Annotated in this window: 28 protein-coding genes and 1 pseudogene; 15 read left to right on the forward strand and 14 right to left on the reverse strand. The window is 70.6% G+C overall.

The features are described 5' to 3' along the window. Positions 1-365 precede the first annotated feature (365 nt). Genes ACIBO8_RS03970 through ACIBO8_RS03980 form a run of 3 tightly spaced genes read right to left on the reverse strand, consistent with a single transcriptional unit; the run spans position 366 to position 3,359 of the window. Positions 366-1,514 (reverse strand): Mrp/NBP35 family ATP-binding protein, encoded by a 1,149-nt coding sequence (locus ACIBO8_RS03970; protein WP_396113558.1) that lies wholly within the window; start codon positions 1,512-1,514, stop codon positions 366-368. Positions 1,515-1,545: 31 nt separating this feature from the next. Beyond that, entirely contained in the window at positions 1,546-2,079 is a 534-nt protein-coding gene (locus ACIBO8_RS03975; protein WP_396113559.1) for a DUF1003 domain-containing protein, read from the reverse strand. Next, complete coding sequence (locus ACIBO8_RS03980; RefSeq protein ID WP_396113560.1) at positions 2,076-3,359, reverse strand: magnesium transporter MgtE N-terminal domain-containing protein; 1,284 nt, start codon at positions 3,357-3,359, stop codon at positions 2,076-2,078. Before ACIBO8_RS03980 ends, ACIBO8_RS03975 begins: the two co-directional genes overlap by 4 nt. A gap of 68 nt (positions 3,360-3,427) precedes the next feature. On the opposite strand from ACIBO8_RS03980, the gene ACIBO8_RS03985 reads away from it, so the two are divergent. Then, the gene (locus ACIBO8_RS03985) at positions 3,428-4,306 is read left to right on the forward strand and encodes a PhzF family phenazine biosynthesis protein (protein ID WP_396113561.1); all 879 of its coding nucleotides are present in this window, start codon (positions 3,428-3,430) and stop codon (positions 4,304-4,306) included. Here ACIBO8_RS03985 and ACIBO8_RS03990 read toward each other — a convergent pair. Further along, entirely contained in the window at positions 4,303-4,800 is a 498-nt protein-coding gene (locus ACIBO8_RS03990; protein ID WP_396113562.1) for a hypothetical protein, read from the reverse strand. The genes ACIBO8_RS03985 and ACIBO8_RS03990 overlap by 4 nt on opposite strands. A gap of 30 nt (positions 4,801-4,830) precedes the next feature. After that, complete coding sequence (locus tag ACIBO8_RS03995) at positions 4,831-5,529, reverse strand: HAD family hydrolase (protein WP_396113563.1); 699 nt, start codon at positions 5,527-5,529, stop codon at positions 4,831-4,833. Positions 5,530-5,655: 126 nt separating this feature from the next. Here ACIBO8_RS03995 and ACIBO8_RS04000 point away from each other — a divergent pair, with 126 nt between their 5' ends. Together ACIBO8_RS04000 and ACIBO8_RS04005 are read left to right on the forward strand one after the other, a co-directional pair. Beyond that, complete coding sequence (locus tag ACIBO8_RS04000; protein WP_396113564.1) at positions 5,656-6,582, forward strand: DMT family transporter; 927 nt, start codon at positions 5,656-5,658, stop codon at positions 6,580-6,582. 118 nt (positions 6,583-6,700) lie between these two features. Next, on the forward strand, positions 6,701-7,336 hold the full coding sequence (locus ACIBO8_RS04005; protein WP_396113565.1) for a hypothetical protein: 636 nt from the start codon (positions 6,701-6,703) through the stop codon (positions 7,334-7,336). A gap of 22 nt (positions 7,337-7,358) precedes the next feature. On the opposite strand, the gene ACIBO8_RS04010 is transcribed toward ACIBO8_RS04005, so the two are convergent. Beyond that, on the reverse strand, positions 7,359-7,835 hold the full coding sequence (locus tag ACIBO8_RS04010; protein ID WP_396113566.1) for a DUF4190 domain-containing protein: 477 nt from the start codon (positions 7,833-7,835) through the stop codon (positions 7,359-7,361). Between the two features lie 156 nt (positions 7,836-7,991). Between ACIBO8_RS04010 and ACIBO8_RS04015 the strand changes: the two genes are divergently transcribed. Continuing rightward, entirely contained in the window at positions 7,992-8,927 is a 936-nt protein-coding gene (locus tag ACIBO8_RS04015) for an SDR family NAD(P)-dependent oxidoreductase (RefSeq protein ID WP_396113567.1), read from the forward strand. 72 nt (positions 8,928-8,999) lie between these two features. Here ACIBO8_RS04015 and ACIBO8_RS04020 read toward each other — a convergent pair whose 3' ends face one another. The 4 genes from ACIBO8_RS04020 to trxA all read right to left on the reverse strand — a co-directional run bounded on the left by ACIBO8_RS04020 (position 9,000) and on the right by trxA (position 12,485). After that, positions 9,000-9,503 (reverse strand): DUF4190 domain-containing protein, encoded by a 504-nt coding sequence (locus ACIBO8_RS04020; RefSeq protein ID WP_396113568.1) that lies wholly within the window; start codon positions 9,501-9,503, stop codon positions 9,000-9,002. A gap of 138 nt (positions 9,504-9,641) precedes the next feature. Beyond that, a complete protein-coding gene (locus ACIBO8_RS04025) occupies positions 9,642-10,049 on the reverse strand; it encodes a CoA-binding protein (RefSeq protein WP_396113569.1) in 408 nt (135 codons plus the stop codon). Between the two features lie 49 nt (positions 10,050-10,098). Continuing rightward, a complete protein-coding gene (locus tag ACIBO8_RS04030; RefSeq protein ID WP_396113570.1) occupies positions 10,099-12,018 on the reverse strand; it encodes an intein-containing Rv2578c family radical SAM protein in 1,920 nt (639 codons plus the stop codon). 104 nt (positions 12,019-12,122) lie between these two features. Beyond that, positions 12,123-12,485: a thioredoxin gene (gene trxA, locus ACIBO8_RS04035; protein WP_396113571.1), complete on the reverse strand. Its 363-nt coding sequence runs from the start codon at positions 12,483-12,485 to the stop codon at positions 12,123-12,125. Between the two features lie 483 nt (positions 12,486-12,968). Between trxA and ACIBO8_RS04040 the strand changes: the two genes are divergently transcribed. From ACIBO8_RS04040 to ACIBO8_RS04070, 7 genes are all read left to right on the forward strand, one after another. Continuing rightward, the gene (locus ACIBO8_RS04040) at positions 12,969-13,604 is read left to right on the forward strand and encodes a TrmH family RNA methyltransferase (protein WP_396113572.1); all 636 of its coding nucleotides are present in this window, start codon (positions 12,969-12,971) and stop codon (positions 13,602-13,604) included. A gap of 111 nt (positions 13,605-13,715) precedes the next feature. Continuing rightward, positions 13,716-14,378 (forward strand): DUF6758 family protein, encoded by a 663-nt coding sequence (locus ACIBO8_RS04045; RefSeq protein WP_396113573.1) that lies wholly within the window; start codon positions 13,716-13,718, stop codon positions 14,376-14,378. Between the two features lie 128 nt (positions 14,379-14,506). Further along, the gene (locus tag ACIBO8_RS04050; RefSeq protein WP_023562582.1) at positions 14,507-14,665 is read left to right on the forward strand and encodes a hypothetical protein; all 159 of its coding nucleotides are present in this window, start codon (positions 14,507-14,509) and stop codon (positions 14,663-14,665) included. A 9-nt stretch (positions 14,666-14,674) separates the two neighbouring features. Continuing rightward, entirely contained in the window at positions 14,675-15,571 is an 897-nt protein-coding gene (locus ACIBO8_RS04055; RefSeq protein WP_396113574.1) for a PH domain-containing protein, read from the forward strand. A 43-nt stretch (positions 15,572-15,614) separates the two neighbouring features. Beyond that, complete coding sequence (locus ACIBO8_RS04060) at positions 15,615-16,466, forward strand: PHP domain-containing protein (RefSeq protein ID WP_396113575.1); 852 nt, start codon at positions 15,615-15,617, stop codon at positions 16,464-16,466. A gap of 51 nt (positions 16,467-16,517) precedes the next feature. Beyond that, positions 16,518-17,132 carry a MarC family protein gene (locus ACIBO8_RS04065; protein WP_396113576.1) on the forward strand — a complete coding sequence of 205 codons (615 nt, stop codon included), beginning with the start codon at positions 16,518-16,520 and terminating at the stop codon, positions 17,130-17,132. A 100-nt stretch (positions 17,133-17,232) separates the two neighbouring features. Next, entirely contained in the window at positions 17,233-18,048 is an 816-nt protein-coding gene (locus ACIBO8_RS04070; protein WP_396113889.1) for a RecB family exonuclease, read from the forward strand. Between the two features lie 245 nt (positions 18,049-18,293). On the opposite strand, the gene ACIBO8_RS04075 is transcribed toward ACIBO8_RS04070, so the two are convergent. Both ACIBO8_RS04075 and ACIBO8_RS04080 read right to left on the reverse strand, forming a co-directional pair. Next, positions 18,294-19,154: an oxygenase MpaB family protein gene (locus tag ACIBO8_RS04075; RefSeq protein ID WP_396113577.1), complete on the reverse strand. Its 861-nt coding sequence runs from the start codon at positions 19,152-19,154 to the stop codon at positions 18,294-18,296. Positions 19,155-19,230: 76 nt separating this feature from the next. Beyond that, complete coding sequence (locus ACIBO8_RS04080) at positions 19,231-19,665, reverse strand: Fur family transcriptional regulator (protein WP_396113578.1); 435 nt, start codon at positions 19,663-19,665, stop codon at positions 19,231-19,233. A 203-nt stretch (positions 19,666-19,868) separates the two neighbouring features. On the opposite strand from ACIBO8_RS04080, the gene ACIBO8_RS04085 reads away from it, so the two are divergent. After that, the gene (locus tag ACIBO8_RS04085) at positions 19,869-20,348 is read left to right on the forward strand and encodes a DUF2231 domain-containing protein (protein ID WP_396113579.1); all 480 of its coding nucleotides are present in this window, start codon (positions 19,869-19,871) and stop codon (positions 20,346-20,348) included. Between the two features lie 160 nt (positions 20,349-20,508). Here ACIBO8_RS04085 and ACIBO8_RS04090 read toward each other — a convergent pair whose 3' ends face one another. Continuing rightward, on the reverse strand, positions 20,509-20,835 hold the full coding sequence (locus tag ACIBO8_RS04090) for a translation initiation factor 2 (RefSeq protein WP_396113580.1): 327 nt from the start codon (positions 20,833-20,835) through the stop codon (positions 20,509-20,511). Positions 20,836-20,891: 56 nt separating this feature from the next. On the opposite strand from ACIBO8_RS04090, the gene ACIBO8_RS04095 reads away from it, so the two are divergent. From ACIBO8_RS04095 to ACIBO8_RS04105, 3 genes are all read left to right on the forward strand, one after another. Beyond that, on the forward strand, positions 20,892-21,077 hold the full coding sequence (locus ACIBO8_RS04095) for a hypothetical protein (RefSeq protein ID WP_396113581.1): 186 nt from the start codon (positions 20,892-20,894) through the stop codon (positions 21,075-21,077). Positions 21,078-21,707: 630 nt separating this feature from the next. Next, positions 21,708-22,955, forward strand: coding sequence for an LPXTG cell wall anchor domain-containing protein (locus ACIBO8_RS04100; RefSeq protein WP_396113582.1), 1,248 nt, complete (start codon positions 21,708-21,710; stop codon positions 22,953-22,955). Positions 22,956-24,234: 1,279 nt separating this feature from the next. Beyond that, positions 24,235-24,369: a hypothetical protein gene (locus ACIBO8_RS04105; RefSeq protein ID WP_396113905.1), complete on the forward strand. Its 135-nt coding sequence runs from the start codon at positions 24,235-24,237 to the stop codon at positions 24,367-24,369. A 62-nt stretch (positions 24,370-24,431) separates the two neighbouring features. Here ACIBO8_RS04105 and ACIBO8_RS04110 read toward each other — a convergent pair. After that, a pseudogene (locus tag ACIBO8_RS04110) lies at positions 24,432-24,557 on the reverse strand (FmdB family zinc ribbon protein); the annotation flags it as partial. Positions 24,558-24,581: the final 24 nt, after the last annotated feature.

Raw genomic sequence — 24,581 nt, forward strand, 5'->3', positions numbered from 1 at the left:
GACCGGGCGGAGCGGCGGCCTCGGGTCGGGCGCGGTCCGGCGTCGGGGCTCAGGCTGGGCGATGGTCTGGCGCCCCGCTCAGGTCGGGCGCGGCCTGCCGGGCACGGGCCGGGCGGCCGTCCAGTGCCGGTCTCCGCCTAACCCTGGCCGCGGTTCGCCCGCACTTCGGCTGAGCACCGTCCGACTCCGGACCGACCTCGACCGCGCTCGCCGCCACGGCTTGGCGCTGGCCCCGGCCGGTGCGTGCACGATCAGCGCAACCACAACGGCTTTTGGGGCGGGGATTGCCTCACGCAGGGATCAAGCCTGACCGCCCGGAGTGAGGCAATCCCCGCCCCAAAAGCCCACCCCGAGAGCCCAAAACCTCACCGCCGGGCGTTCACCATGAGACCGAGCGGCTTCCCCACCAACGACTCCCGCCGAACAGCCAGCCGCTCAGCAACAGCATCCAGAGCCTTGGCAGCAGGCGCCGAAGGGTCGGCGAGCACGATCGGCGTACCCGCGTCCCCGGCCTCGCGAACCCGCGTGTCCAGCGGAACCTGACCCAGCAACGGCACCGAAGCTCCGACCGTCTGGGTCAGCGACGCGGCCACCGTCGAGCCGCCCCCCGCCCCGAAGACCTCCATGCGGGAGCCGTCCGGCAGCTCGAGCCAGGACATGTTCTCGACCACGCCGACCAGCCGCTGATGCGTCTGCAGCGCGATGGCACCCGCCCGCTCGGCGACCTCAGCCGCCGCGGCCTGCGGTGTGGTGACGACCAGGATCTCGGCGTTGGGCAGCAGCTGCGCCAGGGAGATCGCCACGTCGCCGGTGCCCGGGGGCAGGTCGAGGAGCAGCACGTCGAGGTCGCCCCAGAAGACGTCGGCGAGGAATTGCTGCAGTGCGCGGTGCAGCATCGGCCCGCGCCACACGACGGCGGCGTTGCCTGCGGTGAACATGCCGATCGAGATGACCTTCACGCCGTGCGACTGCGGCGGCATGATCATGTCTTCGACCCGGGTGGGGCGGCCGTCGACGCCGAGCATGCGGGGCACCGAGTGGCCGTAGATGTCCGCGTCGATGACGCCGACCGACAGGCCGCGCTTGGCGAGCGCCGCCGCCAGGTTCACGGTGACGCTGGACTTGCCGACGCCGCCCTTGCCGCTGGCCACCGCGTACACCCGGGTCTTGGAGCCGGGCTGGGCGAAGGGGATGACCGGCTCGGCGCTCTGGCCGCCGCCGCGCAGCGTGGCCTGCAGGGCCTTGCGCTGCTCCTCGGTCATGACGCCGAAGTCGATCTCCACCGTGTCGATACCGGGGATCTTCGTGACCGCGGCGGTGATGTCGTTGGTGAGCTTGTCGCGCAGCGGGCAGCCGGCGACGGTCAGAAGGATCTCGACGGAGATCTTGGTGCCGGCGACGGTGAAGCCCTTGACCATGCCGAGCTCGGTGATGGGCCGGCGGATCTCGGGGTCGTCGACCGTGGCGAGGGCGGCCTGGACGGCTTCCTCGAGGGTGGGGGCGGGTGCGGACATGACGCCAAGCTTACGCAAGCCCCTGGCGGGCTCAGGAGTGCTCTTCCTCCCACTCCTTGCGTTCCAGCTTCTGCCGCCGGTGGGCGGCTTCGTCCAGTTCATCGGCCATCCGCGCCAGCTCGGAGCGGAGGAAGTCGCGGGTGGCGACCTCGCCGAGCGCGATGCGCAGCGAGGCGATCTCGCGGGCCAGATACTCCGTGTCCGCCTTCTGCATGGCGGCCCGGCGGCGGTCCTCCTCCATCGCGAGGCGGTCGCGGTCGGCCTGCCGGTTCTGCGCGAGCAGGATCAGGGGCGCGGCATAGGACGCCTGCAGGGAGAGGATCAAAGTCAGGAACGTGAACGTGTACGGGTCGAAGCGCAGTCCCTGAGGCGCGAGGGTGTTCCACGCGAACCACGCCGCGATGACCACGGTCATGTAGACGATGAATCTGGCCGTACCCATGTAGCGGGCGATGTTCTCCGACCACTGCCCGAACGCCTCCGGGTCGAAGCGGGGCAGCCGGACCCGCCCGGGCTCCACCGGCTGATCCAGGCGATCGAGCCGCTCGCGCCGAGTGTCCGTCATGAGGAGCCTTCCTCCAGCGCCGCGTCCTGCGTGTCACGGTCACGCCAGTCGCGGGGCAGCGAGTGGTCGAGCACGTCGTCGACGGTGACCGCGCCCACCAGCCGGTAGGCGTTGTCCACGACCGGCATGGCGACCATGTCGTAGGTGGCCATCCGCCGGGTGATCTCCATGAGATTCGTCTCCGGCGCCAGCGGATCGATGTCCGTCTCGATCAGCCCGCCCAGGATGGAGGACGGCGGCTCCCGCAACAGCCGCTGGAAGTGGACCATGCCGAGGTACTTGCCGCTCGGTGTCGCGGACGGCGCCCGGGCCACGAACACCTGCGCGGCCACCACCGGGGAGAGCTCGGGTTCGCGGATCCGGGCCAGCGCCTCGGCGACGGTGGCATCCGGGGTGAGGATGACCGGCTCCGAGGTCATGACCGAACCGGCGGTGCCCGGCGTGTAGTTCATCAGCGCCCGGACCGGCGCCGCCTCCTCGGGCTCCATGAGGTCGAGGAGGATCGCCTGTTCGGGTTTCGGCAGCTCGGCGAGGAGGTCGGCGGCGTCGTCCGGGTCCATCCGTTCGAGCACGTCCGCGGCCCGCTCCCGGTCCAGGCGGACCAGGATCTCGACCTGGTCGTGCTCCGGCAGCTCCTCGAGGACGTCGGCGAGCGTACGGTCGCTGAGCGCCGCGGCCACCTCGTTGCGGCGGCTGTCGGACAGGTCCTGCAACGCGTTCGCCATGTCGGCCGGGCGCATCTGCTCGAGCAGCGCCACCAGGTTCGCGCTGCCCTGGGTGTCGGTCGGGCCGACCAGCCCGCGGACCCGGTCGTACTCCACCTGGTACAGGTGGCCGCGCCGGGCGAGCCGGCCGGTGTGCTGGCGGACGGCGACCCGCGTGATCAGCCATTCGTTGTTGCGGTTGAGGTCCATGCCGAGGTCGACGACCGTGCCGGTCTGCTGGGGCCCGGTGCGGTCCTCGGCGTCGATGGTCACCCGGCGGTCCAGCAGATCCTCGAGAACCAGCAGCTCGTTGGGCCGCTTCTCGAACCGGCGCAGGTTGAGCGTGCCGGTGCTGAGCACGACCGCCTCGGCATCCATCGAGGTCACCCGCCCGATGGGCAGGAAGATGCGCCGCCGCAGTGCCATCTCGGCGACCAGCCCGACGACCTGCGGCGGCCGGTTGGTGGTCCGCAGCCGCACCACGGCGTCGCGTACCCGGCCGACCCGGTCGCCGTTGGGGTCGAACACGGGCAGAGCGGCGAGCCGCGCCAGATAAACCCTCGTCCCCATGGTCACGCAAACAGCCTAGGGGTTGCCGTATCCCGTCACGACTCGCACTGCGGACCCTGGGTTAGCGTCATGCCATGGCTACCGTGGCGTACGAGATCGTGGACGTCTTCACCGACCGGCCGTTCGCGGGCAACCCCCTCGCCGTCGTCTACGGCGCCGAGGCGCTCGGCGGCGACCAGATGCAGGCACTGGCCCGCGAGTTCAACCTCTCCGAGACGGTGTTCGTGCTGCCGCCGACCGACATCGAGGCCACCTACCGGGCGCGGATCTTCACCCCCGAGACGGAGCTGCCGTTCGCCGGTCACCCGAGCGTCGGTGCGGCGGTGACGTCGGTACGCCGGGGACTGGCCGCAGCCGGACACCTCGTGCAGGAGTGCGGCGCCGGCCTGCTGCCGGTCGTGGTCTCCGACGCCGGCTCCGCCACCCTCACCGGCGGTACGCCGTCGCTGGGTGCCCAGTTCCCCTCCGCGGCGCTGCTGGAACTGACCGGGCTGGCGGCCGACGACTACGCCGGCGCCTCGGCCACCCCGTCGGCGGCGGGCTGCGGCCTCGAGTTCGTCTACCTGCCGGTCGAGCGCCGGGCGCTGGCCCGGGCGTGGGCGGACACCGCGCGGGCGGCGAAGGCGGGGGTGTCGCAGATCAGCGTGTTCGCGTGGGACGCCGACACGCGGACCGCGTACGCCAGGGTGTTCTGCCCCGGTGTGTCGGTGCCAGAGGACCCGGCGACCGGATCGGCGGCCCTGGGTCTCGGCGTGTGGCTGGTCGCCAACGGCTGGCTGCCCGGGGACGGAACGAGCGCGTACACCGTGCACCAGGGGATCGAGATGCACCGGCCGTCGCTGCTGGAGTGCACGGTGACGGCATCCGACGGTACGGCCACCTCTGCGACCGTTGCGGGGCACGTGGTGCCGGTGGCGAAGGGGGAGATCGCGGTGCCGCCGTTCGTGGGCTAGCGCTTCCGGCGTACCCGATGAAGGCGGAACGGACGACGGACCGGAACCCGCGCCGGGGTCTCCCGCGGCGGAGCCGCACCCGAGTCCGCGGGCAGCTCCGGGGCGGCGATCGGAGCCGTCTCCGCCGGGGTGAGCCGCACGATCGCGCAATCGGTCGCGGCCCACCTGGCCACCTGCTCCTCGGCGGTGCCCGCAGCGTTCAGGCGCTTGGCGGCGAGCTGCGGGGCGATCTCGTCCCAGGCCGCGGTGCCCGGCTCGATCCGCTCGACGCCGGCCTCGACGACGACGATGAGCCCGCCGTTGTCGCCGCGGAGCCGCACCTCCGCGCTGGTGGCCTCGGCGAGTCCCGGCGCCGGCTGCTCACCCGGCCCGCTCAGCACGACGAGCGTCCCGTCGAGCGGCATGACCCAGAGGCCCACGGCGGGCCGGCCGCCGACGCTGATCCAGGCGATGCCGGCCTTCTTGATCGCCTCGGCCACGAGCTCGGTCGTCACCGGCCCATCCTCTCAGGTCCCCGCTTGCGCTCAATTCAGGGACGGTACGCGGTCCAGCAGGTCGACGACCGCCGACAGCGACGACACGCTCAGCCCGGCGAAGTCCTCGTCGCGGTTGAAGACCAGGTGGTCGGCGAGATCCGGGGCGCTCAGCCGGACCGGTGTCATGCCGACCGCGGCCGCCCCGGTGAGTTCGCGGCTGCCGCCGTCGCCCACGTAGAGGCAGTCCTCCGGGGCGACCCGCAGCCGCCAACAGGCCTCCAGGTAGATCAGCGGATCGGGTTTGCAGCGGCCGACCTCCACCGAGAACACGCTGACGTCCAGCAGCGAGGCGATCGGCATGCTGGGCAGAAAAGCGGGCAGTTCGTGGGTGCAGTCGCTGATCACGGCGGTCCGCAACCCGCGGCGCTTGAGGGAGGTGAGAACGCTCTCCGCGTCGGCACGAAGCTCCGTGTCGGCCTTCAGCGCGTCCACCCGGGCCGGTACGGCGGCCTGCAGCTGAGCCGGTCGCGGGCTGCCGCCGGCCTGCTCGGTGACCCACCGTAGGGTGGCCTCCGCGGAGCCCAGCTGGCCGCGGGCCCGGACCTGGAACGTCCGGTCCAGGACGCTCAGTACGGCGTCGGGATCGCACCCGAGTGCGCGGGCGATCTCGGCATGCTGAGGTCCCCGTCGGACGGAGCGCGTCAGCGTGCCGAAGAAGTCGAACAGCACCGCTTGGTAGGCGGGCATCAAAAACCACTCTCCAGGGGCATTGACCGATGAACAACGGCGGTGAGCGTAACGACCGCTTCACTTTCCGCTCAACTGAGGTCCACAAACTGTGATGTGTTCATATGCAAGAAGCGACGGGCGAGGATGAATACACGCTCAACGCCCGCATACCTCACAGTCGTCGCATTATGCGTCGCAGTGTTGGCCGTCTCGTCATCAGCCCCATTGATCGCCTTCGCTGCAGCTCCCGCGCTGGCGGTGGCCTTCTGGCGCAACGGTCTGGCCTTCGCCGCCCTCACCCCGATCAGCGCCGGCCCGCGCCGGGCCGAGGTCCGCACGCTCCACAGCCGGGAGGGCCTGTACTGCGTCCTGGCCGGAGTCGCGCTGGCGGCCCACTTCGCCACCTGGATGCCGAGCGTCCAGCTCGGCTCGGTGGCCACGGCCACGGCGCTGGTGGCGACCCAGCCGGTCTGGCAAGGACTGATCGCCGCGACGACCGGCCATTTCCGCCATGGCAGCGGTCCGTCGCGGGCAGGCTGGGCCGGCATCGCACTCGCCGTGGCAGGCGTCGCCTGGGCGACCGGGGTCGACGTGGGAGTGTCGACGCAGGCGGTGCTGGCGGACGTCCTGGCGCTGCTCGGCGCGATGGCCGCGGCCGTGTACACGGCGTTCGGGGAACGGGCCCGGACCCGGTTCAGCACGACGACGTACACGTGGGTCTGCTACGGCACGTGCGCCGTGCTGCTGCTGGTTGTGTGCCAGGTGGCGGGAGTGCGGATGATCGGCTTCGACGGCCGCACGTGGGCGGCGATCCTGGCGCTGGTGGCAGGGGCGCAGTTGCTCGGGCATTCGATGTTCAACTACGCGCTGCATCACGTGTCGGCCACAACGGTGAGCGTGCTGATCCTGCTCGAGGTTCCCGGGGCGGCGCTGCTGGCGTGGGCGTGGCTGGGGCAGACCCCCCGGGCAGCGGCGTTGCCCGGACTGGCGGTGCTGGTGGTCGGCGTTGCGGTGGTGATCCTGACGGGAGCGCGGGGCCGGAAGGGGGTGGCAGCTCCGTCCCCGCTCTGACCACGTTTCGGCCCTGATCCTTGCCGCTGTGCGTTCCGGTCCTGGCGTCTGTCGCCGGGCGAGCGTCGTTGAACCCCTTGGCGAACTGCCGCCGGGCGCGGTAGAGAGGGGGCATGCGATGCGCCGCTTTCGATGTGTGCTCGGTGGGCTGCTGCTCGGGGCGGTGTTCATGACCGGCGCGTGCGACGAGCCCGAGGCCGCGGAGGCCGGCCTGGTCGGCGGCTGGACGACGGCGGGGTGCGAGTTCTCCCGTGCCCCCGAGACGACGACCGTCGCCGGCCACACCGTCCCCGTCACACCCGACGCGCTGGCGGCGGCCATGGCCCGCATCGACGCCGGCGGCCGCGCCCACCACGCCGACAGCTACGCGGGCCTGGAAGTCGACCAGCAACGGGTACGCGCCATCGTCTACCGGGTCCCCTCCGCGGCGTTCGACGACTTCATCCGGCAGACGGCAAACAACACCTGCATCTTCGTCCGCGACGCCGAGCACAGCCTGCGGGAACTGGCCCGCTGGCAGGACCACATCACGGCGGACCTGGAGGCGTGGCACAGCCGCGGGGTGCGGATCTCCACGATCGCGGCCCGCCACGACGGTGTGGGCGTCGAGATCGGGACGCAGGACCTGGAACGGGCGCGGGAGCAGATGCCCCGGCATTACGGACGGACCGCTCCGCTGATCTTCATCGAGGAGGGGCCGGTCACGCCCCTGCCGAGCGCCGGCATCCCCACCGCGCCCCAGCCCGGCGGCTGATCATCGGCGGTCGCGGACCGGCTCAGGCGGTGCTCGAATCCGAGATGATCGCCATGGCGAGCAGGGCGATGAAGGCCAGCCCCAGCGCCGTCACGACCCAGCCGATGATGATGCCGGCCAGCGCCATCCCGTCGCCCCCGGCGCCCGACCGGCGGATCTTCCCCCGTGCGACATGCCCGAAGATCGCCCCGAGGACGCCCAGCACGAATCCGATGCCCCAGACGCACAGCCCCGCGATCGCGACGCAGGAGATCACGAGCGAGGCGATCGCCATCCCCTCGGTGGGCCGGGCGGCCGGAGGGTACGGCGAGTACGCGTACGGGCTCGCGGGCTGCCCGTAGGGCGCATAAGGGTCCTGGGCCACGGGCGGCTGATAGGCGGGCGGGGGTGCATACGCCGCGGGCAGGGGGTAGGCCTGCGGGGGCTGGTAGGCCTGGACCGGCGGGTCGGGCGGCGGCGGCTGGATGCCGTCCGGGCCGGGCGTCGGTGGGTAGGTCAACGTCTGCCTCCGTCCGGCGCGGGCATTCCGGGACCAAGGATAGGAGCCCCTGTCACGGCCGGTTGCCGGGCTGTGGACGACGCCTGGGTGGTACCGAAGTGCGCCACGTCTGAGTCGATGTTTGCCCCTCTGCGCGCGAGCGGGCAGGATCGCCGCATGGTCTTCGACGCTCGTTCCGTCAGCGGCAGCCGGTCGAGGCGGGACGCCACACGTCCCGCAGCCGGACGCCGGCCCCGGTCTGCCGCGCTCTCGTCCGAGCCCGAGTCGCTCAGCGCGGAGTCCGCGCCGGCCGGGACCGAGGATGCCGTGGCCGAGGCCGAGGAGGCCCCGGTGACGCTGCGCCTGGACGGCAAGGTGGCCCTGGTCACGGGTGCGGGCAGCCCGGACGGCATCGGGTACGCGACCGCTCGCCGCCTGCGCGACCTCGGCGCCCGGGTGGCGATCGTCTCGACGACCCGGCGCATCCACGAACGGGCGACGGAACTCGGCGTGACCGGCTTCGTCGCGGACCTGACCGACGAGGCGGAGGTGGGCGCCCTCGCCGACGCGATTGCGGACCAGCTGGGCGACGTCGAGGTCCTGGTCAACAACGCGGGCCTCGCGAGCCGCACCAGCCCGGAGGTGCTCCGGCCGGTCGCCCAGCTCACGTACGACGAATGGCGAGCGGAGATCGACCGCAACCTGAGCACGGCCTTCCTGTGCAGCCGGGCCTTCGTCGGCGGCATGGCGGAACAGGGCTGGGGCCGCATCGTCAACCTCGCCGCGACCGCCGGCCCGATCAACGCGCTCCCCACCGAGGCCGCGTACGCCGCAGCCAAGGCAGGCGTCGTGGGCCTGACCCGCGCCCTGGCGATGGAGCTGGTGGCGGACGGCATCAACGTCAACTGCGTCGCCCCGGGAACGATCTACACGGCCGCGTCGACCGTGACCGAGATCAAGCAGGGCCTGGGTACGCCGATCGGCCGCCCCGGCACCCCCGACGAGGTCGCGGCGGCGATCGCCTTCCTGTGCTCGCCCGCGGCGTCGTACATCACCGGGCAGATGCTGGTGGTCGACGGCGGCAACAGCGTCCGCGAGGCGGAGTTCCGCTGACCGGCGGGCAGGTGCCGTAGCGGCTGATCGCCGGCCCGTGCCCGGTGGACCGCGTCCACCGGGCGCCGTGCGTCAGTACGTGGTGGTGCTGCTGTTGCCGATCGCGAAGATCACGACGGCCACATAGAACGCGCAGAAGATCAGGCCGATGATCACGAAGATGTAGCTCAGCCACAGCCCCGCCGTGGCGAGGCCCTCGCCGGACTCACCGGTCGAGCGGATCTGCTTCTTCGCGACGTGGCCCATGATGATCCCGGCCAGTGGGAAGACGAAGGCGAACACGAGGCTGAGGATCGCCATCGTGTTGGTCGGTGCGGGCATCTGCCCGTAGCCCGGTTGCGCGTACGGCTGGCCGTATCCCGGTTGCGCGTACTGCTGGCCGTAGGGCTGCCCGCTGGACGGCACACCGTACGGCGACTGCTGCCCGTACGGCTGCCCGCTCGACGGCGCGCCGCTGGCCGGAGCCGCGTACGGGTCCTGCGCGTACGGCGAGGTGGGGTCGTAGGACGGCTGCTGCCCGTACGGCTGCTGCGGCTGATATGGGTCCGGCGTGCCACCGGGCGGTGGGTAAGTCATCAGAGGTCCTCCTAGTTCACCCGGCACCGTACTAGTCGGCGGGAAGATCGGGGCACCCCGATACAGCGTGTCCGGTAGACCAGGACCCCCAGCATGCGACACGAACGAGTGGCTTCGGCGGCGTTCGTCGATCCCGGCTCAGCGGAGTTTCGTCAGGTTTCCGATCGTGCGTTCCACCGCCAGGCAGCGGTCCTCGACGTACTCCATGCCGGCCTCCGCGGCGATGCGGCGGGCCTCGGCGGAGACGATGCCGGTCTGGAGCCACACCGCCGGCGCCTTGATGGCGGCGGCCTGGCGGACGATCTCGACGGCGTCGGCGGCCGGGCGGAAGATGTCGACCAGGTCGACGGGCTCGGGCAGGTCGGCCAGGGTCGGCACCGTTCTGACGCCGAAGACCTCGTCGACGAACGGGTTGACCGGAATGATCTTCCAGCCGTGCCGGAGCATCTCGAGCGGCACGGAGTGCGACGGCTTGAACGGATCGCGCGACGCTCCGACGACGGCGATCACGTCGGCGCTCGCCAGGATCTGCTGCGCGCTTCTCATGCCTCGACCTTATCGACGCCGGGCCGCACGGCCACGGCATTACGGCTCCTCAGAGCAACGTGAGCTGTTCGGCGTCAGCACCACCCTCCGGGCCGGGAACCTGCCGCGCCTCGCCCGGCGAAGGGCGGTTGAGGCCGTGCCGGCGGGCTGCCAGCCGTACCCGGGCTCCGATCTCGTTCTGGAACGCCTGCGGCAGGTACGACCCGCCGCGGAACAGCTCCCGATAGCGCGGCGCCAGCGCTGGGTGCTCGCGGGTGAGCCAGGACGCGTACCACTCACGGGCCCCCGGGCGCAGGTGGAGCGCGAGCGGCGTCACGCTGACCGCGCCGGAGGCCGCGATGGCCTGCACGGTTTCCTCGATGGACTCGTCGGTGTCCGTCAGGCCGGGCAGGATCGGGGCCATCAGGACGTTGACCCGGAAGCCGGCGTCGGTCAGCCGGCGGACCGCGTCCAGGCGGCGGCGGGGGCTGGGCGTGCCGGACTCGACCGCCCGCCACACGGTCTCGTCGACAAAGCCCACGGAGAAGGACAGGCCGACGTGCGTCACGGTGGCCGCCTGCTTGAGGAGCTCGAGGTCGCGCAGGATCAGGGTGCCCTTGGTGAGGATCGAGAACGGGTTGGCGAAGTCGCGCAGGGCGGCCAGGATCTGCGGCATCAGCCGGTAGCGGCCCTCGGCACGCTGGTAGACGTCCACGTTGGTGCCCATGGCGATCGGGGCGCCGGTCCATCTCGGGGCGGCCAGTTCGCGGCGGACCAGGTCGCCGGCGTTGACCTTGACGACCACCTTGGAGTCGAAGTCGTGGCCCGCGTCGAGGTCGAGATAGGTGTGGGTGTTGCGGGCGAAGCAGTTGTGGCTGACGACGCCGTCCGCGATGAAGTCGCCCGTGCCCGTGGTGATGTCGAACAGCGGCAGGGTGAGCCCGAGCTCCTCGATGTCGGCGACGGTCAGCTGGGCATCGCTGCGTACGCCCACTCCGGAGGCGTCGAGCGGCGCATCGTTGACGCCGGTGAGGTGGCGGAAGCGCAGGGCGGCCCAGAGGTCGCGGGCCACCTCGACGGAGTGGACGCCGCCGAGCTGGGGCTGGGACGGGCGGCGGCTGGGCAGGCCGAGGTGCGTGAGGGCGTCGGTGACCCGGTCGAGGAAGCCCTGGTCGCGGCTCGTGAAGACGACGGACAGGCGCTCGGCCGAACCCGTCGAGCCGAACGCGCCGCCGAGGAAGCCCCGGAACCAGCTGCCGGAGGGCATCTCGGGCCAGCGCAGGGCCTCGTGCATCGGAATGTCGTCGAGGTAGGCGTCGGCGCGGATCCAGGCGTCGCCCTCGCGCGGGTCCGGGGACGGGGCGGCGCCCGCGTCGCCGCGGATCAAGCCGCACAGGTAGCCGGTCTTGTAGTCGGGGGACTCCTTCGGGGGGTCGGCGAAGTGGCCGATGCCCGACATGCGGTCGCCGACGGCGAGGGCGGGGAGGCCGGGTTCGGCGGGGCTGACGTGCCGCCAGCCGCGGTCGGTCAGGAAGCGGTGGTCCCCGCTGGCCACGAGGCGCGTGCCGTCCGCGAGCGTGACGCGGTAGGCGGGCTTCGACGTCGACCAGTGATCCAGGACGGTCGTGGGCACGTACCGCCGATGCGGGCCGGCGCCCATCGTGCCGAGGACCGCGTCACCCACCTGGAGCTGCGACAACGGCTGCGTCGAGCCGTCCGCCATCAGAATCGGTGTGTCGCCGCTGAGGCAGTAGGAGCAGGCGTGCGAGCAGCCGCGGTAGGGGTTGATGGTCCATTCGAACGGCACCCGGGACGCTCCCGGCACCCGATTGATGATCGACTTCGCCCGGATCTCGTAGAAGGTCATGCCGGCGAAGCCCGGGGTGTCGAACGTGCGGACGGTCGCTCCGGGCAGCGCCAGCGGCAGGGGTGAGGCCGCTGGCGCTGCGTCCAGGAGCGTGGTCGGTGCCGACAGGTGAGACCATCGCATGCCGAGGATTCGAACACATGTACGACGCTACTGTCCACCCGGATCACCGGAACGAGAAAGCGCCGCGGATCAAGAGATCCGCGGCGCCGGGGTTCGTTGCCGGATCAGTGGTTGTGCGTGGCCAGCTGCTTCCGGACGTCCTCCATGTCGAGCTTCTCGACCTGCTCGATCAGGGACTCGAGCGCCGACTCGGGAAGGGCGCCGGGCTGGGAGAAGACGATGACGCCGTCGCGGACGGCCATGATCGTCGGGATCGAGCGGATGTCGAACTTCGCCGCCAGCTCCTGCTGGGCCTCGGTGTCGACCTTGCCGAAGACGATGTCGGTGTGCTTCTCCGAGGAGCGCTCGTAGGTGGGGGCGAAGCGCACACACGGCCCGCACCAGCTTGCCCAGAAGTCGACCAGCACGATGCCGTCCTTGCTGGTCACCTCGTCGAAGTTCTCTGCGGTCAGCGTAACGGTCGCCATGATCTCTCCGTCCACGGGAATTGGGCTACGTGGCTTTCCAACCGATGGTCCACCTCGGCAATTCCCGCGCCGGGGCCGCCTGACACGTGGCCTGGCGCACCTTCTCCGAGCTCGGTGCGCCGCGGCGCCTCAAGCTGACGAGCGGGACCGGCGAACGCACGGCACCTGATCGTAACCGATCGTAGGGAGAGCGCTTTCGCTTGTTACGAGATTTCCGCCGTCCACTTTGTGCCGACCCGGGCGGACTCGGGACCCCTAACGCAGCTTGATAACGACAAGGTCACTGCGACGCGGAATAGGTAACAAAGTTAATTGTGAGTTGGGTCACGTTGAAACCTCTTCACATGCATACGGACCGTAAGGCAAACTCTTTCCCAACAGAGCGTGGGCGGCGGGCGCCGGGGAGGGCCCCGCCGCTCATTGCGTCTCCGGTCGGTAATCCCCCCGAGACGCGCAGATCCGGGCCCGTTACCGTCCACGACCATGGCGCCCGATGATGCAGATCCTCAACTCGCAGTCGGCGTCGGCCCGTGGCCGGGCCCCTGGCCGGAGGATGAGCGCTACGACCCCGAGCTGCTCGAGCAAGGTGACCGGCGCAATGTCGTTGATCGCTACCGTTACTGGCGCCGGGAAGCGGTCGTTGCGGACCTCGACCGGCGCCGGCATGCGTTCCACGTCGCGATCGAGAACTGGCAGCACGACTTCAACATCGGCACCGTCGTCCGCAATGCCAACGCCTTCCTCGCCGCCGAGGTCCACATCATCGGTCTGCGCCGGTGGAACCGTCGCGGCGCCATGGTCACCGACCGGTACCAGCACGTCCGGCATCATCCGACGATCGAGCTGTTCGCCGGCTGGGCGGCGGACGCCGGCCTGCCGATCATCGGGATCGACAACCTGCCGGGGTCGCGGCCGATGGAGACCGTCACGCTTCCGCGGGAATGTGTCCTGATCTTCGGCCAGGAGGGTCCCGGGCTTTCGGATGCCGCTCGCGCTGCGTGCAGCGAACTCTTCTCGATCGCCCAGTACGGGTCCACGCGCTCGATCAACGCAGGCGTGGCCAGTGGCATCGCGATGCACTCATGGGTACGGGCGCACGCCGGTCCACCCCCGGACTGACCAGGGGTCCTGCACGGGTGCAGCCTGCAGGATGGGTCGACCGGTCCGGGTTCTGCCGATCCGCTTGACGGGGGCCTCCGCGACCCGCACCTTAAGAGGGTGGGTGTCACCGTGAGTTGCCCCCGTTGTGCTGCGCAGGTTCGGCCGCCGGACCTGATGCACACCGAATGGCGCTGCGACAATTGCGGCGACGTCCATCCCTTCCACGTCGCGGAACACATCGGGCCCGAGATCATCGAGAGCGCCCTGCGTCAGCCCGCCCCCACCGCCGAGCCCATGCCCCTCTGGTGCCCGTGGCCCCTTCCCGCGGGCTGGATGGTGACGGGTGTCGGCTGGGCGGGTGACGACCGTTCGGGTGTACGCGCGACCGCACTGTCCTGCAGCGGGCCCGACCCGCTCGGCGGCGGCCCGGCGGACCTGGTCCTCATCGCCGAGCAACCCGGCGTCGGCCTCGGTACGCGCTTCGCCGGCATCCCCGGCATCGATCCCGGATACCTGATCGCCGAGGCGCTCGGCGACGGCGCCGGGCGGCCCGGCCCGCACGCGAAGATCAAGGCGGGTGGACACCCCACTCCACTGTGGTGCGTCAAGTCCCCGGAAGACCGAAGCGCCTATGTGAGTGAAGCCAAAGGAATGTGGCTCTATGCGGTAGCGTGGCCGGCAAGCGCGGGCTACTTCCTCGCCGAGCACGTCGTCCTGCACGACCTGTCCGACGGGGTTCCGCCCGAGCTCGTGTACGGAGCGCCGTCGCCCTACCTGCACGGCCGGGTGTGATCTCGCCCCGGTGACCTGCGGGAACGGTATCGGCTTTTCGGTCACATTGTTCACACACAGCAGCGAAACTGATACCGTGAGTGTTGCCGCGGCGTCGACCGTACCCGCAACGGAGGAGCAGGCCCGCCATGATCAAGAAGGTCCTCACCTGGCTTGGCATCGCATTCTTGATCTTCTTCATTGCGTTCAACCCGAACTCGGCCGCGGCCGTCTTCGAGTCGCTCGGTTCCACGATCGGCGACATCGCCCGCGGTTTCGGAACCTTCTTCACCAACCTCGTCGCTTAACATCGGCGTATGGGTCCTGGTGAGCCGCGGCAACCTGATGGTGAGGGTGCGCGCCGCCCTCAGGACGACGACGAGTCCTTCGGCTACAACGATCCCGCGTTCCACGACGACGGTCCGGAGTACGCCCGGGGCCGAGCCGCAGCGAGCAGCGGGCCCGGCTTCTCACCCGACGCGGGCTACTCGGGCGACGCCGGCTACTCGCCGAGCGCGGCCTTCGGGGACGACTACGAGACCCGTGAGCAGGAGCGATACCGCGACCCAGGCGAGTACGAGCCGCCCGTCTTCACCGAGGAAGAGCTGCAAGGACTCGGCGGCGACGGCAGCGGTGTCCCGGGTGGACCGCGCCGCGTGCTCCCGCTCGAGGACGAACCGACCACACTGGTCTCCCGCTATCTCTTCCCGACCGAGCGGTACCGGGGCGAGTGGAAGCGGCACTGGATTCACCTCTCGACACCGCTGCTGATCGGCATCGGCGCCACCCTGCTGCTCGGCTACCTCGCGGGCTTCCTCACCCGGCAGAACATCGACGGCCTGGTGACCGCCGCGGTCCTCGTCTGGCTCGGCGTGATGGGCTGGGTCGCGTGGAAGGTCGGCGACTGGTACTTCGACCGCTTCATCCTCACCAACAAGCGAGTCATGGTCGTCAACGGGATCATCACCCGCCGGGTCGCCATGATGCCGTTGCTCCGGGTCACCGACATGAAATATGAACAATCCGCGCTCGGCCGCATGCTGAGCTACGGCACGTTCGTCCTCGAGTCGGCGGGCCAGGACCAGGCGCTGCGTGAGGTCAAGCACCTGCCGAACCCGAACGAGCTCTACCTGCGCGTCGTCGAGGAGATGTACGAGCCGCAGGCCGTCGAGGCGCGGCTGGGCAAAGACGGTGACGCGGGCGACGACGCCTGACGTCCGCCGCGGGTCCCGGGCTCGCAACCGGTAGCGTCGCTGGGTGACCAGAATCGACCTGCACTGCCACTCGACCGCCAGTGACGGCACGCTGACCCCGGCCGAGCTGGTCCGCGCGGGTGCCGCGGCGGGTCTCGACGTGATGGCCATCACCGACCACGACACCACCGGCGGGTGGGAGGAGGCCGCGGCCGCGCGGCCCGAAGACTTGACTCTGGTACGCGGAGCAGAGCTGTCCTGCCGCTGGTTCGGCGTGGAGCCCACCATTCCGCTGCACCTGCTCGCATATCTGTTCGATCCGGAGGAGCCCCGCCTCGCCGCCGACCTCGCGCGCTTGCGCAGCGACCGGGAGCAGCGTGCCGAGAAGATCGTCGAGCTGCTGCGGGCGGACGGGGTGGACATCAGCTGGCCCGAGGTCAGCGGCTATGCGGCCGGCGGCTCGGTGGGACGGCCCCACATCGCCCAGGCACTGATCCGGGCCGGTCTCGTGCGGACGACCGACGAGGCGTTCGCCTCCCGCTGGCTGGGCGCGCGTTACTTCGTACCCAAAGCAGATCTTGATGTCTTCGAAGCCGTGCGGGCGGTGCGGGAAGCGGGCGGCGTCGCCGTGTTCGCCCACCCCAACGCCACGGTGCGCGGGCGGATCGTGCCGGACAAGCTCATCGTGGACCTGGCGGAGGCCGGCCTCTTCGGACTCGAGGCCGACCACGAGGACCACACGCCGGAGCAGCGGGCCCACGTCCGGGCGCTCGCCGGCGAGCTCGGCCTGGTCGTCACGGGATCGTCCGACTTCCACGGCACCCACAAGACCGTCCGGCTGGGCGCTTTCACGACCGAGCCTTCCGCGTACGCGAAAATCGTGACCGCTGCCACCGGAGTGCCCGTCCTGGGGTGACGGTTCTCGCAGTTCAGAGCGGGATTCCGGCGCGGCGCCTAGGTTGAGCGCGTGGATCTGAAGTTGTTCGGCGAGGTCTTCGTGACCCTCCTGGTGATCGTCGACCCGCCGGGCATGGTGCCCGTCTTCCTCGCCCTGACCGGCACGATGCCGACCAAGGAACGGACCCGCGCCGGCACCCAGGCGGTGCTGCTCGCGCTGGGCGTGATCGTCGTCTTCGCGGTGGCGGGCCAGACGCTGCTCGACTACCTGCACGTCCAGCTGCCGGCCCTGCAGGGCGCGGGCGGGCTTCTGCTGATCCTGGTGGCGTTGGAGCTGCTCACAGGCAAGACGGACGAACCCTCGGAGCAGGGCGGCACGAGCAACGTGGCGCTGGTGCCGATCGGCACGCCGCTGCTGGCCGGCCCGGGCGCGATCGTCGCGACGATGCTGTTCGTGCAGCGCGCCGACGGTGTGGGCGACTACACGGTGATCGGGCTCGGCATCGTCGCGGTGATGTTCATCGTGTGGCTGGTGCTGCGGTTCTCGGGCGGCATCGTCAAGCTGCTCCGGCCGGGCGGCATCGAGGTGCTGACCCGGATCGCGGGTCTGCTGCTGGCCGCCATCGCGGTGCAGCTCATCGCGGATGCGGTCGGAGCGTTCGTCAAGCTCTACTCCGCCGGGTGAGCCTCGGGGCGGTTTTGTCGGAGGGTCCTGGCAGGATTGAACCGTGCCCAGGACTTCGCCGCGAGCCGCCGCCGTACCCGAGCAGTTGGGGTTCGCCGGCATGCCGGAGCGCCTCTTCGTCTGCACGCCGAGCAAGCTCGGCACCTACCTCGACTGCCCGCGCCGCTACCGCTACACCTACGTCGACCGGCCCAGCCCGCAGAAGGGGCCGCCCTGGGCCCACAATTCACTCGGCGCGAGCGTGCACACGGCCCTCAAGAACTGGTACGCCCTGCCGGCCCAGCGCCGCAGCTCTGCCTCCCTGCCCACGCTCCTGAAGGCGACCTGGGTGCGAGAGGGCTACCGCGACGTCGACCAGGAACGCGTCACCTACCGCAAGGCGCTCGAGTGGCTGGACACGTATGTGGCCGGTCTCGACCCGCAGGAGGAGCCGCTCGGCGTGGAGCGCGTAGTGGCCACGAAGACGGGAGTGCTCGCCTTCAACGGCCGAGCGGACCGCATCGACGCGCGCGCCGGCGAGGCGGTGATCGTCGACTACAAGACGGGAAGGTCCGGGCTGGACGCTGACGACGCCCGCGGCTCCCAGGCCCTGGCGCTGTATGCGTACGCGGCACAGCGGGTGTTCCGCCGGCCCTGCCACCGGGTCGAGCTGCACCACCTGCCGAGCGGCACGGTCGCGGCCCACGAGCACACGGAGGAGTCGCTCGCCCGCCAGGTCACACGCGCGGAGGACACAGCGCGGGACATCATGGCGGCGGAGAAGGCGGTGGCGGCCGGGGCGGATCCTGATGGGGAGTTTCCGGTGAATCCCGGGTCGTTGTGCGGGTGGTGCGACTTTCGGCGTACGTGTCCGGCGGGGAGTGCGGTGCAGGGGAAAGAGCCTTGGTCGGCGGTCGAGCATCTGGAGCGGGCTTAGCTTTCGCCCTTCCCTTGGTCGGGGCTCGCCTTGGCTTTCGTCTTCCTTCGTTGGCGCTCGCCTTGCCCTCCGCCGGCGCTCGCCTTGGCCTTCGGTGGCGCTCACCGTGGGCCTGCGTCAGAGTTCACCTTGGCCTTCGTCAGGGATTGCCTTGCCCTTCGATGGGCTTGCCTGGGCCTCGTCGGCGGGCGTCTGCCGGCCGTAGCTCATTGGTCCGGCCTGGCTCGTCGGCTTGCCCTTCGTCGTCAGCTCAGGCCGGCCCTTTCCAGGGCTTGGCGGCGCATGGGGGCGACGCGGTAGCGCTGGGGCATCGCGGCCAGCGCCCCCTTCATCAGCAGGCGGAGGCCTCGAACCGACAGGTCGGCCGTCATGTCGGTGGTCTGCCATCCGGGGCCGCCGTACATCTTGCGGGCCCAGGGCGGCAGCAGGCCGAACGCCGTGGAGGCGATGCCGAGGTATGCCCAGCGGGTGGGCCCGAGCGTGAGGCCGAGCCGCAGCGAGCGGCTGCCCCAGGACTGCGGCACCGGCGGCACGGTCAGGAACAGAGCCGTCTCCGCGCTGTCCTTCGTCAAGCCGAGCTGCGGCCGCATCGCCTCGTAGTAGCCGGCCACCTCGGCGGCCGTCGCGGGCACCATCGATGGATCGAGCCCGACGAGCTCGGCGGCGCGCACCTGTTCGGCGTAGTAGCGGTCGACCTCGTCGTCGGTCAGCTCCAGCCCCGCACGGCGGGCCGTGGTCAGGAACGACTCCACCTCGGCCACGTGCACCCACAGGAGCAGCTCCGGCTCGTCGACACGGAAGGTCTCACCCGTACGCGGATCGGTCGCCGTCATGCGGGCGTGCAGCCGCCGGATGCGGCTCGCCGCCCGCTCGACCTCGTCGGTGGAGCCGTAGAGCACGGTGCCGACATAGTCGGAGGTGCGCTCGAGGCGTCCCCACGGGTCGGACCGGTACCCGGAATTCTGGGCGATCGCCGCCACGGCACGGGGGTGGAGAGCCTGGAGATAGAGCGAGCGCAGGCCGCCGAGGGTGACGATGAGCTCCTCGTGCACCTTCCAGGTGACCGAGTCGGGGCCGAACAGTCCGAGGTCGCCGGCAGTGGTCATGGATCCAGCGTGCCACGCGGAAGGCGAAGTTGAACAGGTTCAGTTCGGGTCTTTGAGTGGTGCGGCCACCCCGGAGTCAGGCCGCGCGGTCGGCGCTGCGGGTTCTCCGGCAGGAGGGGCACAGTCCCCAGAAGGTGACCTCTGCCTCGTCCACCTCGAAGCCGTGGCCCACGCCGGGGTCGAGGCAGGGCCGCTCGCCGACCACGCAGTCGATGTCCTCGATCGTGCCGCAGCTGCGGCAGACGATGTGGTGATGGTTGTCGCCGACCCGCGCCTCGTACCGGGCCGGGCTGCCGGCGGGTTCGATGCGCCGGGCCAGGCCGGCTCGGGACAGGGCGCCGAGCACGTCGTACACGGCCTGGGTCGACACCGAGTCGAGCTTCGTCCGAACCTGGCGCGTGATCTCCTCGACCTCGAGGTGGCCGCCCTCGGTCAGCACGTCCAGCACCGCGACCCGCGGCCGCGTGACGCGCAGGCCCTGGCCACGCAGCAGCTCCTCGGCGGTCGGCACCTCACCATGACAGCACGGCCGGCGGCACCGCTCAACCACGTGATCGCTGGTCGGGAAGGCGGCGGGGCAGGTCTGCCGGTCGTGCGGCCGTACCGATGAACCGGATCGGCCGGACAAGCGTAAGCGCGAGCAGGGGGATGTCCATGGCGCCGGTTGCCCCTAGGCTGACGCCCAAGATTCTTTAACCTTGAAGGAGGCTGACCGTGTTCGACCAGATCAACGGCCTGCCCGTACACGCCCTCGTGCTCCACGCCGCGGTCGTGTTCGTGCCGCTCCTGGCCCTCGTGGCCGCTGTCTACGCGGTCATGCCCCGATGGCGCTCCAAGATCGGCTGGGCGGCCGTCCTCCTGGCCATCGCCGCGCCGGTCACGACGTTCGTGGCCAAGGAGTCGGGCGAGAAGCTGTACGACCGGCTGAAGGCGAGCGGCATGACCGGGCCGGCGCTCGAGAAGATCGACACGCACTCCGGCTTCGGGACGACGACGTTCTACTTCACGTTCGCGCTGGCTGTCGCGACCCTTGTGATGGTCTTTCTGACGTTGCGTACGACCGACAAGCGTCTACCGCGTGCAGCGGATGTGTTGCTGGCCGTGGTCGTGCTGGCGTTGGCCGTGGTTTCCGGCTATTACGTCTTCAGGACGGGTGACTCGGGCGCGCAGGCGGTCTGGGGAACTACGTCCTGACGGCAGCCGCCCCGGCCGCCATGTGGGGTGGCGGCCGGGACGGTGATCCGTCGGATGGGACCGGGTTCTTGACCGGTTGTGATCCTGAGGAGCTTGCCTGGTGGCTGCTCCGCCCTTGCCGCGTTTCCTCACGGTCGGCTCGGGCGCTCCTGTGCCGACGTCAGAAGATCGCGCGGGCGCAGAGCAGGCACATCACGATCAGGGCGATGGCGCCCGCGACCAGGCCGACGCCGTAGGTCATCGTGCGCGCCGCGCCCTCCGACTCGTCCAGCGCGTCCATGTCCTGCGGCGGCATGGTCCGCGGCGGTGGTGGCTCCGACACGATCGGAGGACGCCACTGCGGCGAGGGTGGCGGCGGATGCGGCGGTCCCTCGTACGCCGGCTTCGGCGCGGGCGCGGGACTGTCGGCACCGAACGGCTCCGCACCGGATTCGGGGCGCTGCCAGTACGCGTCGTCGTCGGATCCGGTCGGGGCGCTCACGTTCATCGACGCTACATCCCTCGGGTGCCGACAGCGCGCGCGACGCGGCCTACCCTCATACCGTGGACATCCTTGACGAACCCGACCGCGACGCTGACGCCGAGCGCACCGTCGACTTCGAGTCCGAGGAGACGCCGATCCTCCCGGAACAAACCCGCGACGACACGGAGCGCGGCTGGGGCTACAGCGGCATCGAGGACTCGAACGACGACCGCCTGTTGGAGGACCGGCCGCCGCATTGGGGTTAGCCGATCATTGCTGCTGGCCGCGGCCGCTTGGCCGCGGCCGGCCCTAGGAGCCGTCTCTGAGATCATGGCTTGGTCCAGAGCGGGATCCCGGCCAGGGTGAGCGCGGCGTGGTAGTGCACGGCGAGTTTGTCGGTGCGCACGGCCGGGCCGCGCCCTTGTTGAGCCGGTTGATGCAGCGTTCGGCGGCGTTGCGCTGCCGGTAGGCCGGTTTGTCGAACGCCGGTGGTCGGCTGCCCCGGCGCCGCCGGTGCGCCTGCTGGTCGCACGGCTGCGGAAGCGTCGCGCGGACACCTCGGAGCATGACGTTCGGTAAGAGGGATGCCGGCGGCGTCCAGCTGCAGATCGGCCTCTTACGCCGCGTCGCAGAGTCCACGGCGAGGTCGCTGATCCCGGCTCCATGGCCAGGCCAGTCGTGCAGGGTTCATCCACGCGCGAGATCACGACCCACGACGGCTCGGGCGCCGGTGTGCCGGACGCCCCGTCGGGCGAGCGGCACCCGGTAAGCATCGGTGATCTCATCCCACGGTCATCGTCGATGACGGCCTTTCGTGCGCACCGCCCAGGCGGGGCAGCCGAGCACGCCGATTGCCGGTACCCTTCGTCGTCACTTCGATCATGGGGGTTACCCGGATGTTCGCTCTTCGCAGGATGCTCGGCGTCGCGGCAGCGGCCGCGACGGCCGTTCTGGCGGTGCTGCCCGGACCGGCGCACGCTGCTGCGGACACGTACACGATGGAGTTTCCCGACCAGGGTGTCTCGGTCGAAGGCCGGTACACGTCGCTCAACATCCGTGGTCCTCTCGAGAACGACCTGAAGAACATGAAGTACGTGTTCGACCTGAGCGAGGCCGGCGGACTGTTCCGCATCTTCATCCCGACCTGGCTGCCGGACGGCGGCGTCGGTCCCGACGAGGGCTGCGTCGAGGCCGGCACGACCATCACGTGCGACCAGGACCCGAACATTCAGTGGTCCTCGATCTGGGCCGAGCACAAGGCCTACATCCAGGTGAAGGACGGCGCAGCGGTCGGCAGCACCGGCAAGATCAAGGTCACCTTCTCGGCGTACGGCGTGGCGACGATGACCGACACGGCGACCATCACGGTGGTGGACAGCATCGACCTGGTGGCCGGGCCGCGCGGCGCGAGCTGGTCGGCCGCTCAGGGCGCCGTGGTGAAGCCGGCCGTCGAGGTCACCAACCGCGGCCCGAAGCCGGCCGAGGGCGCGGTGCTGCGGCTGTCGCCGTCGACAGGCCTGGCCTACGCCGCGTCGTACCGCAACTGCTGGTACCGCCCCAACGGCGACCGGGCGTTCTGCCGCTTCGACCAGGAACTCGAGGCCGGTGCCACCTACCGGGTCGCCCAGCCGGTGATCAAGGTCCAGCCGGACGCCGAGCCGGGCAGCCGCCCATCCTTCACCAGCACCTGGTTCACCGCGGACGACTGGGACCAGGTCGACTGGCGTGACTACTCGATGCCGGACATGAAGCCGGGCACCGGCGACCTGCTTCGTCTCGAGGAGGTGCCGGCCACGACCGGGCTCCGCGCGGCGCAGGTGACCGACACGCACCGCGACAACAACAAGCTTCGGCCGTACGTGCTGGTGCAGGGCGCCCCCGCCACGCCGACCACCCCGGCCGGCGGACCCACCACCGGCCCGACCGCGACGCCGACGACCGTCCCGGCCACATCGGTCGCCACCCCGACGGCGACCGATGTGGCCGGCGGAGGCGACGGTGGCGGTGCGGGTGGTGGCAGTGACCTTCCGCTGACCGGCACGAACGTCGCGGTCGTCGCGGGGCTGGGTGGCGTGCTGCTGATCGGCGGTACGGTCGCCTTCGTCGCGGCACGGCGCCGCCGGACGAACTTCACCGCGTCCTGACGAGTTCCGCGTTCCCGTGTCGAGCTGTGAGCTCAGTGGCTGTCACCGGCCCCCACGCTGCGGCGACCGGTCCGGCAGATAGGGCTCCAGCTACGCCCACATCTCATCAGAGATCCATCGACGAACCGTCACGTCCCATCAACGAACACCTGATCCGAGAGACGCTCCCTAGGCTGCCGGGCGCAGGCTGGTCCGAGGCTGCCGGCTGGTCCGAGGCAGCCGGACGCAGGCTGGTCCGAGGGCGGTGGGCGCGACCCCGTCCGAGGGCGTCGGGCGTAGTCGACCCGAGGCCGCGGGCGCGGGCCGGCTGAAACTGTTGCGCTCGTTCGCGGACGCCCACTCACATCTGGGCGAGGCTGGGGCTGCCGGCCGACGCCCGTGCCGGCGCTGGCGCGACCCTTAGTCGTCACCCGTCGGGCCGAATGACGACTACGTAGCCTGCTGCTGTATGCCGGACGGTCTCCTTCGCCGCGGACGGCGTCACCGCGACCAGCAAGCCACCGGTGAGCGGGTCGTCCGCGCCCGTTACTTGGAGAACCAGCGCGGCAGTGGCGGTCGGCCCGGTGTCCTCTCCGGCGCGATAGAGATCCACCCGGTCACCGGCGCGTACCAGCCCCAGCGCTGCGGGCTCCGTCAGGCGAACGGGAACGGCCACCGTGCCGGGCGGCGCGGCCGCCCGCGAAGGCGCGACGGGTGATGGGGAGTCGCCGCCTGGTGAGGCGTCTAGGCCGCCCCTCGCCGAGTAGGACGGGGCGCCGTCCGGTGCGGCAGACACCCCGGAGCCGCTTGGCGCTCTTGAAGGACCGTCCGGCGCCACCTCTACCGGGCGGTCGCGTGATGTCGTCCCCGCCGGTCGCTGGTCGCGCGTGGCGGCTTTGGATCGGCCGGGACTCGTCGCAGTCGCCTCGGTCGCGGGTCGCGCGGTGAGGAGCGGCTCCCGTGGCGGTGTGCAGGTCGCCGGGCTGGACCAGATCAGAGTCGCGGCGGTCGCGAGCAGCACCGCCACCGTCACCAGACGTACGAGGGCCGTGCCGCTCGGCCTGCGTCGGCGTACCGGGTCGAGGGTCGGTTCGGGTTCCGTTTGCTTCCGTCGCACGCCCTGAAGCTAGGCACCTCGTGAGCCGGGCGTCGGCGTGGCTGTGGATAACGCCGCGTTGTGGATAACCCCGGAAGGCGAAGGCCCGCCCGATAGAAAGGACGGGCCTCGCCGGGGTCAGGAACCGGTGATCAGGAAGACGTCGAGGCGGCGGCGGGCGCCGTCGTCGAGCTCGAAGAGGAGGTGGTTGCCGGTGCCGACGTGGTGGACGACGTCGAGGAGGAGTCCGGCTTGCTGTCGGACGACGAGGACGACGTCGTGGAGGTCGTCGACGGCTTGTCCGAGCTTCCGTTGCCGGAGCGCGAGTCCGTGCGGTAGAAGCCGGAGCCCTTGAAGACGATCCCTACCGAGTTGAAGACCTTGCGGAGCTTGCCGCTGCAGGTGGGGCACTCCGTCAGCGCCGGGTCAGAAAAAGACTGCACCCTCTCGAGCTGCTCCCCGCACTCGGTGCATGCGTACTGGTACGTGGGCACTGGTCCTCCGCGTCGATCTCGATGGCTTGGCACTCGCCGTCTACGAGTGCCAATGCT

The sequence above is a fragment of the Actinoplanes sp. NPDC049681 genome, assembly GCF_044465265.1.
Taxonomy (GTDB): Bacteria; Actinomycetota; Actinomycetes; order Mycobacteriales; family Micromonosporaceae; genus Actinoplanes.

Coding starts and splice junctions, on each gene's coding strand:
- ACIBO8_RS03975 (WP_396113559.1), bottom strand. CDS start 2,079: ATGACGGACACTCGGCGCGAGCGGCTCGATCGCCTGGATCAGCCGGTG.
- ACIBO8_RS04055 (WP_396113574.1), top strand. CDS start 14,675: ATGGGTCCTGGTGAGCCGCGGCAACCTGATGGTGAGGGTGCGCGCCGC.
- ACIBO8_RS04050 (WP_023562582.1), top strand. CDS start 14,507: ATGATCAAGAAGGTCCTCACCTGGCTTGGCATCGCATTCTTGATCTTC.
- ACIBO8_RS04070 (WP_396113889.1), top strand. CDS start 17,233: ATGCCGGAGCGCCTCTTCGTCTGCACGCCGAGCAAGCTCGGCACCTAC.
- ACIBO8_RS04015 (WP_396113567.1), top strand. CDS start 7,992: ATGGTCTTCGACGCTCGTTCCGTCAGCGGCAGCCGGTCGAGGCGGGAC.
- ACIBO8_RS03985 (WP_396113561.1), top strand. CDS start 3,428: ATGGCTACCGTGGCGTACGAGATCGTGGACGTCTTCACCGACCGGCCG.
- trxA (WP_396113571.1), bottom strand. CDS start 12,485: ATGGCGACCGTTACGCTGACCGCAGAGAACTTCGACGAGGTGACCAGC.
- ACIBO8_RS04040 (WP_396113572.1), top strand. CDS start 12,969: ATGGCGCCCGATGATGCAGATCCTCAACTCGCAGTCGGCGTCGGCCCG.
- ACIBO8_RS04000 (WP_396113564.1), top strand. CDS start 5,656: ATGAATACACGCTCAACGCCCGCATACCTCACAGTCGTCGCATTATGC.
- ACIBO8_RS04100 (WP_396113582.1), top strand. CDS start 21,708: ATGTTCGCTCTTCGCAGGATGCTCGGCGTCGCGGCAGCGGCCGCGACG.
- ACIBO8_RS03970 (WP_396113558.1), bottom strand. CDS start 1,514: ATGTCCGCACCCGCCCCCACCCTCGAGGAAGCCGTCCAGGCCGCCCTC.
- ACIBO8_RS04075 (WP_396113577.1), bottom strand. CDS start 19,154: ATGACCACTGCCGGCGACCTCGGACTGTTCGGCCCCGACTCGGTCACC.
- ACIBO8_RS04005 (WP_396113565.1), top strand. CDS start 6,701: ATGCGCCGCTTTCGATGTGTGCTCGGTGGGCTGCTGCTCGGGGCGGTG.
- ACIBO8_RS04090 (WP_396113580.1), bottom strand. CDS start 20,835: ATGAACGTGAGCGCCCCGACCGGATCCGACGACGACGCGTACTGGCAG.
- ACIBO8_RS03995 (WP_396113563.1), bottom strand. CDS start 5,529: ATGCCCGCCTACCAAGCGGTGCTGTTCGACTTCTTCGGCACGCTGACG.
- ACIBO8_RS04030 (WP_396113570.1), bottom strand. CDS start 12,018: ATGCGATGGTCTCACCTGTCGGCACCGACCACGCTCCTGGACGCAGCG.
- ACIBO8_RS04025 (WP_396113569.1), bottom strand. CDS start 10,049: ATGAGAAGCGCGCAGCAGATCCTGGCGAGCGCCGACGTGATCGCCGTC.
- ACIBO8_RS04020 (WP_396113568.1), bottom strand. CDS start 9,503: ATGACTTACCCACCGCCCGGTGGCACGCCGGACCCATATCAGCCGCAG.